This window comes from uncultured Methanobrevibacter sp. (genome assembly GCF_900316895.1).
Classification (GTDB): domain Archaea; phylum Methanobacteriota; class Methanobacteria; order Methanobacteriales; family Methanobacteriaceae; genus Methanocatella.
The window spans coordinates 1-6600 of sequence record NZ_ONER01000116.1 but is presented as its reverse complement, the minus strand read 5'-3'; the positions used below and the strand labels follow the sequence as shown (position 1 = coordinate 6600).

Sequence of the window (6600 nt, the reverse complement as noted above, 5' to 3'; positions counted from 1 at the left end):
GACATCAACATTGCCGGAGGACACATCAGCACCGGACTTTTGGAAAGTATCGAAACACCGTTTAACCTCAACATCTACAGCAGCAGCGACGAGGATGCATTTGAACTTGCAAAAAGGGGAGCCGTGGACATTCTCACTTTGGATGACCCTCTGATTGCCTATGAAAGAGACATCAACTTCATGCCGATAGCCTATGACTATCTCGTTCTGGTTTCAAGTCCGAAATCCAGAAACGTCGAAAGCATATCCGATTTGGAGGGCCTTGACTTTGTTGGAGTAAACGGATCTGCCCAAAGGCTTGCCTGGAACAGCCTTAACCATTATGACATAAAATACAATATAAAGGAAAGGGTAAATTCACAGTTTGACGCATTTAAAATTGTAAGAAACTCTGAAAACTTATATACATTTTTGAATGCCAGTTATTTCAAGGGAAACGAGCTTCTGAAGTATGACACCCAACATGTCATAAGCGTCATCAAGGTCAATGAAGACAAGGCCGAAGTTGACGAATTCGTCAGATATCTGCTTAACGATGCCCAAAAATCCATCGAAAATCAGGGTTTCACACCGATGGGATGATTACTTTTCAAATGCTCTCGGCAAAATTGCATATCATATAATATTATATATTCTATACTACACTCATGTTGCACCGTGCTTTTGTGAATGTGCACATCCGTGAAAATGTGTAATTCAAAACATTAAATAATGATGAAACACAATATAAAATTGAAAAATAAAAAGGCGATATTATGGTTAAAAACAGAGATTTACTAGCAATTGGTCACTCTGCTCATGATTACATTATTAGAGTGCCTGAATTTCCAAAAGCTAATTTTTCAGCGCCTATCACCAACATGAAAACATTTAATGGTGGGGCAGCTGCAAACGTGGCTTGCGTTGGAGCAAAATTAGGATTAAAAACTTCACTCGTCTCAGCTGTCGGTGGAGATTTCAAAAAAACCGAATACTATGAAAACATGCAAAATTTGGGCATTGACACTGATTCATTAATCATTGTTCCGGGTGAGGCGACACCTACAGCATTTGTCCTCACAGATGACAATGATGACCAGATCAGTTACTTCTACTGGGGAGCTGCAAAGGAATTTGCACAAAGCAAGGTCCCGGTAAAGGCAATTGAAAATGCAGAGGCAGTTCATTTAGCAACAGGAGACCCGGAATTCAATTGGAAATGTTCACAGGAAGCCAAAAATCAGGATTTGCTTGTCTCATTCGATCCGGGCCAGGACCTTGGAATGTATGACACAAAGAAACTGGTTGACGTCATTGAAAACACAACCATCCTCTTCGGCAATCATCATGAAATCGAAAGGATTCTGGATGCCCTTGAAGTTGACCTGACAGGATTGAGGCAGATGGGCCCTAAAATAATTGTGAAAACCTGTGGGGCAAACGGATGTGAAATCTATTCCAACGAAGAGAAAATCAAAATCGATGCAATCCCAACCGAAGCGGTTGACCCAACCGGTGCCGGAGATTCATACAGGGCAGGATTCTTATCAAGATTCCTGAATGGAGAAACACTTGAAGAATCTGCTAAGTTTGCATCATCCGTTTCATCATTCATTATCCAACATCAAGGCTGTCAGACCAATATGCCAACCTTTGATGAGGCATTTGAAAGAATGAGCGAATTCTATTAATTCCCATCATTTTTTCAATTTTATTTTATTTTTGTCAATACGACCTTATTTTTTAATTTAAATTATAAAATTAACTATTTTTTAAAAAAGACTTGATATATATCAACAAATTTGGAATAAAAATTTATCCTATTAATTTAAATACTATTAAATAAAAATAAGAAAATATCAACTTTGTGTGGAAAAATTTTAAAATAACTTTGACTATTATAAATGTTAATGGAGAGATACTATGACACAAATTAGTGATGCTAAGAAAGGAATATTAACTGATGAAATGAAGCACGTTGCAGAAATAGAAGGTGTTTCAGAAGATTTCATTTTAAGATCAGTGGCAGAAGGTACAATTGTAATACCAAGTAACGTTAACAGAGATATTGAGGCTTCAGGTATTGGAGCCGGACTCAGAACAAAAGTAAATGCAACCGTAGGTACATCAACCGATATCGTGAACTTCGATGAGGAAGTATTGAAAGCGCAAATCGCAATCGATAACGGTGCAGACTGTCTGATGGAATTGAGTATTGGCGGAGACTTAGATGTAATCAGGAACAGGGTTCTTGACATGTCCCCATTGCCTGTAGGTTCAGTGCCTGTTTATCAGGCAGCAATCGAAAGCATCAGAAGAGACGGTTCTGTAGTCTACATGACTGAAGATGACCTTTTCAACACCATCGAAAAGCAAGCAAAAGATGGTATTGACTTTATGGCAGTCCACAGTAGTATCAACATTGAAACCTTAACCAGACTCAAAAGACAAGGCCGTGTAACCGGTCTGGTCTCAAGAGGAGGTTCATTCATGTCCGGATGGATTGTCGAAAACGAAAAGGAAAACCCATTATACGCCAACTTCGATTACGTACTGGAAATCGCAAAAGAGCATGATGTTGTTCTTTCACTCGCTAACGGTATGAGGGCAGGATCCATTGCAGATTCAACCGACAGGGCACAAATACAAGAATTGATCATTTTAGGAGAATTAATCGACAGGTCCCGTGAAGCTGGAGTGCAATGTATGATTGAAGGACCAGGACACATTCCAATCAACGAAATCCCAACAAACGTAATGATTCAAAAGAAAATGTGTTCAAATGCACCATTCTACATGTTAGGACCTATCGTATGTGACGTGGCACCAGGTTACGACCACATCGTATCCGCAATCGGTGCGGCATCATCCGCAAAGGCAGGTGCTGACTTCATCTGTTACGTAACCCCTGCAGAACACCTTGCATTACCTAACCCTGATGATGTAAGGGAAGGTGTAATCGCAACCAAAATCGGAGCTTATGCAGGAGACCTCGCAAGCGGTCAAATCGATGGTTCACAAGACCTTGCAATGGCAGAAGCCCGTAAAAATCTCGATTGGGAAGCACAATATGCCTGCGCAATGTTTCCGGAAGCTGCACGTGCAAAAAGAGACCAAAGACCTCCTGAAGAAGAGGACACCTGTACCATGTGCGGTAACTACTGTGCAGTAAAAATCGTTAACGAATGGTTGGATCAGTCCGATTCCGACTTAATCAAATAGATTATTTATAATCTATTTATTTCTCTTTTTTTAAAAGAATATATTAAAATAAAAAAAAGAAGTAGATTGTTATTAATCTACTTAACTATTATTTTTCCTTTTTTGACTACCTTGTTGTAGTAAGCGTTGCCCTTGAAGGTTATTGTGTATTTGACCTTGGTTTTCTTGGTTAATTTTTTGCCAAGCTTGAAGGTTACTACACCTTTCTTGTTGGTTTTAGCAGTGACAGTCTTTTTACCCTTAATCTTTTTACCGGACAGTTTGATGGTCACTTTAACCTTTTTCATGACCTTGTTTTTGCTGTCTTTCAAGGTAACTTTTATGTTTTTGGCTTTTTTGGACCTTTTGAACTTATAGGTCTTTTTGGCCTTGAGGATTTTAGTTTTCTCCTTATTGATAGTTACTTTAACGGTTTTGCTTACAGGGTTGTAGTTTTCGCTTATTGCCCGCATTTGCCGCTTTAAGAATTGCAGGAGTCAATTGTATTGATGCAACACCATCCTTGTCTGTGACTGTAGAGCCTATGACTTTTCCGTTGAAGATGAATGTTACCGTTTCTCCAACAACCGCCTTGCCGTTTACATCTTTAATGACTGCACTGTATTTTCCGCCGTAATTTATGACATATGCAATGTCTTTGGCAGTGATTGCAGCAGTTGATATGGAAACTTCAAATTTAGCGGATACATTCTCAGCAAGGTAATTTCCACCAAATGTAATGTTAGCCTCATATGTTCCTATTCTTAAATTTGGAATGTCGATTGTTGCAGTTCCATTGATTAAACTGGCAGAATAGACAGTGCCATTGACGATTGCTGAGACAATGGCATCGTTAATTGGTGAGCTTCCGCCGGTGACATTGACTTTGATTTGTATGGAATTTCCATAGGTACAGTTAGTAATGTTGACTATTTCAATGGTTGCAGGGCATTTGGATACTTCAAATTTGACTGATACATTGTCAGCAAGGTAATTTCCTTCATATGTCAAGTTTACGGAATATGTTCCAGCATCTATCTTAGGAGCGTCGATTGTTGCAATTCCATTGGTCACATCAGCGGAATACTTCTTGCCGTTGACTATGATGAATATACTGCCTTCGTTAACTGCTGAGCCGTTACTTGTAACATTGGCTTTGATTTGTATTGAATCGCTATATGTGCAGTTTGTGACATTTATGACTTCAAGAACTGCCGGAAGTTTAAGCACATTGAATTCAAGGGTTTTTGTTGGATTTGCATCTGTAGCATTGCCAACATATGTTACAACGACATTATATGATCCGGCGTCCAATGTACGATTAAAAGTTGCGATTCCGTTTTGTACAGGTATGGAAATGTTTTCCCCATTAATGGAAAATACAACACTACCATTGTTGAGCGGTTGACCAAATCTTTTAATATTGGAGGCGGTTATCACGACATTCTGAGTGTAGTTAACATCACTTACTTCAGACACATCCATCTCGACAATGTATTTTGGAACCAAATTGCTTGGAGTAAGATTGATTACTGTAGCCTTACTGTTTTCACTTGCTAAAGCGATGTCATCAATTCCCTCAGTTGCAGTGTTTTGTGCAAATATGGTATTTTCGACAGTAATCTCGGCATTATCATAAGTACCGTTAACTAGTATTGCTCCTCCGTAACTTGATGCAGTGTTTTTTGATAAATCACTGTTGTTTATTAATATTTTTCCAACTGCATTATATATTGCTCCACCATTTTCGGCAGTATTTCCCATAAAATGGGATTTTTCAATTAACACATTTGAGAAAAAAGAATATACTGCTCCACCCAATTTTGCATTGTTATCTATGAAATTTGAATTATTTATTGTCGCTTTTGGGTAACCCTGAGAATAAAATGCACCTCCAAATAATGCTGCATTATTTGCGGTGAAATTACAATTTAAAACAGAGACCTTATCATAAGCATAAATTGCACCACCAATTTCAGCAGAGTTTTTTAAGAAATTACAATTTTTTACAGTAGCATTGGCGTTTTCATCTTCAGACTGACAAACGTATATTGCACCACCATAATTTCCCCATGCATAATTTTCGGTGAAATTACAATCTTCAATCAGAGTGGAAGGACCGGCATTTACAGCACCTCCTTCACCTCCATGGTTTTCATTAAATTCCGTATTTCTTATTGTTACATTAGCTATATCGCAAACAATTGCTCCGCAATAACTTGCACTATTTTCAGAAAATTTACTGTCTTCAATGAGCACTTTTGCCTGCCCTTTTATATAAACTGCTCCACCGTCATTATATACAGTATTGTTTTTGAATTCGGTGTTGGTGATTACCATTTCGTTATCTTCGTCGAATTGCCCGGCATAAATTGCTCCGCCCCTACGGCGGTCACCACTACCCTCCTTAATTTCGCCATTTTCAAATGTGCAGTTGTTAATGATTTGGGTCGAATGAGCGGCATTTAGTGCACCACCGATATTTACAGCACTATTTTTGTCGAAGATTGTGTTTTCAAGAATCAATGTGGCATTATGAGCGGTTATTGCTCCACCATAACCTGCAGAATTCTCTTTGAATTTGGAATCAGTGATTCTGATTGGGTCGGTTGATTTTACATATATTGCACCACCGTTACCACCATCATTCACTATACGATTAGAGTAGAATACACAATTTATTATGGTGATATTTGAAGATTCCTCGATGTATAAAGCACCACCATCAACTCTAAGGTTGTAGCCAGAATTATAGAATGTTATGTTTTTCAAGGTGACATTGTTTGCATTTTTTATATGGAATACTCTGCTTTTCATTTCCCCATTGATGTAATGATTGTTACCGTCAATGACTACATTATCCTGGTCAATGACAACACCCTGATTATATAACCCCTCATCGGTACTTTCATTATATGTATAATCACGTGTAAGATTTACGTTCCCGCCCTCGGCAACTATGTTGTTCAGGTCCGTAAACGTATTTTCATATATATTTCCACTGTCAGGTTCCGTTGTTATGTCGTTTTCAATATCAGCATCAGACGATACGATTTCCTCCCCCGCATCATCGTTTGCAATGACATCCGTGTCATTTAAGTCACTGGCAGATATTGCTGTCAGTGAACATAAAAGAACGAATAATATTGAAAAAGCAACTAATAGTTTTTTATGCTTCATAATAATATTTTCAATAATAAATAATATATAATTGTTGTAAACCAAAAAAATCAGCTAACCTCTTCACACCGCCATGCCGAATATCCGTCAAACTAATACTTTTTATATTACAAAAAACAGAACTTAATGTAGTATAAAACTTTATTCTTATTATTATAATGGTGAATATAAATGACACATTGGATTGAAAACATAGCTAATGAATTGAGTAAAATGGACGTAGAAGAGCATGTCATTGCA

At 38.0% G+C, this 6600-nt stretch carries 5 protein-coding genes; 3 read left to right on the top strand and 2 right to left on the bottom strand.

The window, feature by feature from the left end; all coding sequences use genetic code 11:
- The 3 genes from QZN27_RS09295 to thiC form a co-directional block, all read left to right on the top strand.
- The coding region (locus QZN27_RS09295) for a LysR family transcriptional regulator (protein WP_296786790.1) at window positions 1-582 on the top strand (582 nt) is incomplete at its 5' end.
- Between the two features lie 173 nt (window positions 583-755).
- Window positions 756-1670, top strand: coding sequence for a carbohydrate kinase family protein (locus tag QZN27_RS09290; RefSeq protein ID WP_296786787.1), 915 nt, complete (start codon window positions 756-758; stop codon window positions 1668-1670).
- Between the two features lie 232 nt (window positions 1671-1902).
- Window positions 1903-3201, top strand: a complete 1299-nt coding sequence (gene thiC, locus QZN27_RS09285) for a phosphomethylpyrimidine synthase (protein ID WP_296786784.1) — start codon at window positions 1903-1905, stop codon at window positions 3199-3201.
- Between the two features lie 77 nt (window positions 3202-3278).
- On the opposite strand, the gene QZN27_RS09280 is transcribed toward thiC, so the two are convergent.
- Together QZN27_RS09280 and QZN27_RS09275 are read right to left on the bottom strand one after the other, a co-directional pair.
- The gene (locus QZN27_RS09280; protein ID WP_296786782.1) at window positions 3279-3653 is read right to left on the bottom strand and encodes a hypothetical protein; all 375 of its coding nucleotides are present in this window, start codon (window positions 3651-3653) and stop codon (window positions 3279-3281) included.
- Entirely contained in the window at window positions 3607-6360 is a 2754-nt protein-coding gene (locus QZN27_RS09275; RefSeq protein ID WP_296786779.1) for an Ig-like domain-containing protein, read from the bottom strand. The genes QZN27_RS09280 and QZN27_RS09275 overlap by 47 nt, the downstream gene beginning before the upstream one ends.
- Between the last annotated feature and the right edge of the window lie 240 nt (window positions 6361-6600).

Coding starts and splice junctions, on each gene's coding strand:
- QZN27_RS09290 (WP_296786787.1), top strand. CDS start 756: ATGGTTAAAAACAGAGATTTACTAGCAATTGGTCACTCTGCTCATGAT.
- thiC (WP_296786784.1), top strand. CDS start 1,903: ATGACACAAATTAGTGATGCTAAGAAAGGAATATTAACTGATGAAATG.
- QZN27_RS09275 (WP_296786779.1), bottom strand. CDS start 6,360: ATGAAGCATAAAAAACTATTAGTTGCTTTTTCAATATTATTCGTTCTT.
- QZN27_RS09280 (WP_296786782.1), bottom strand. CDS start 3,653: ATGCGGGCAATAAGCGAAAACTACAACCCTGTAAGCAAAACCGTTAAA.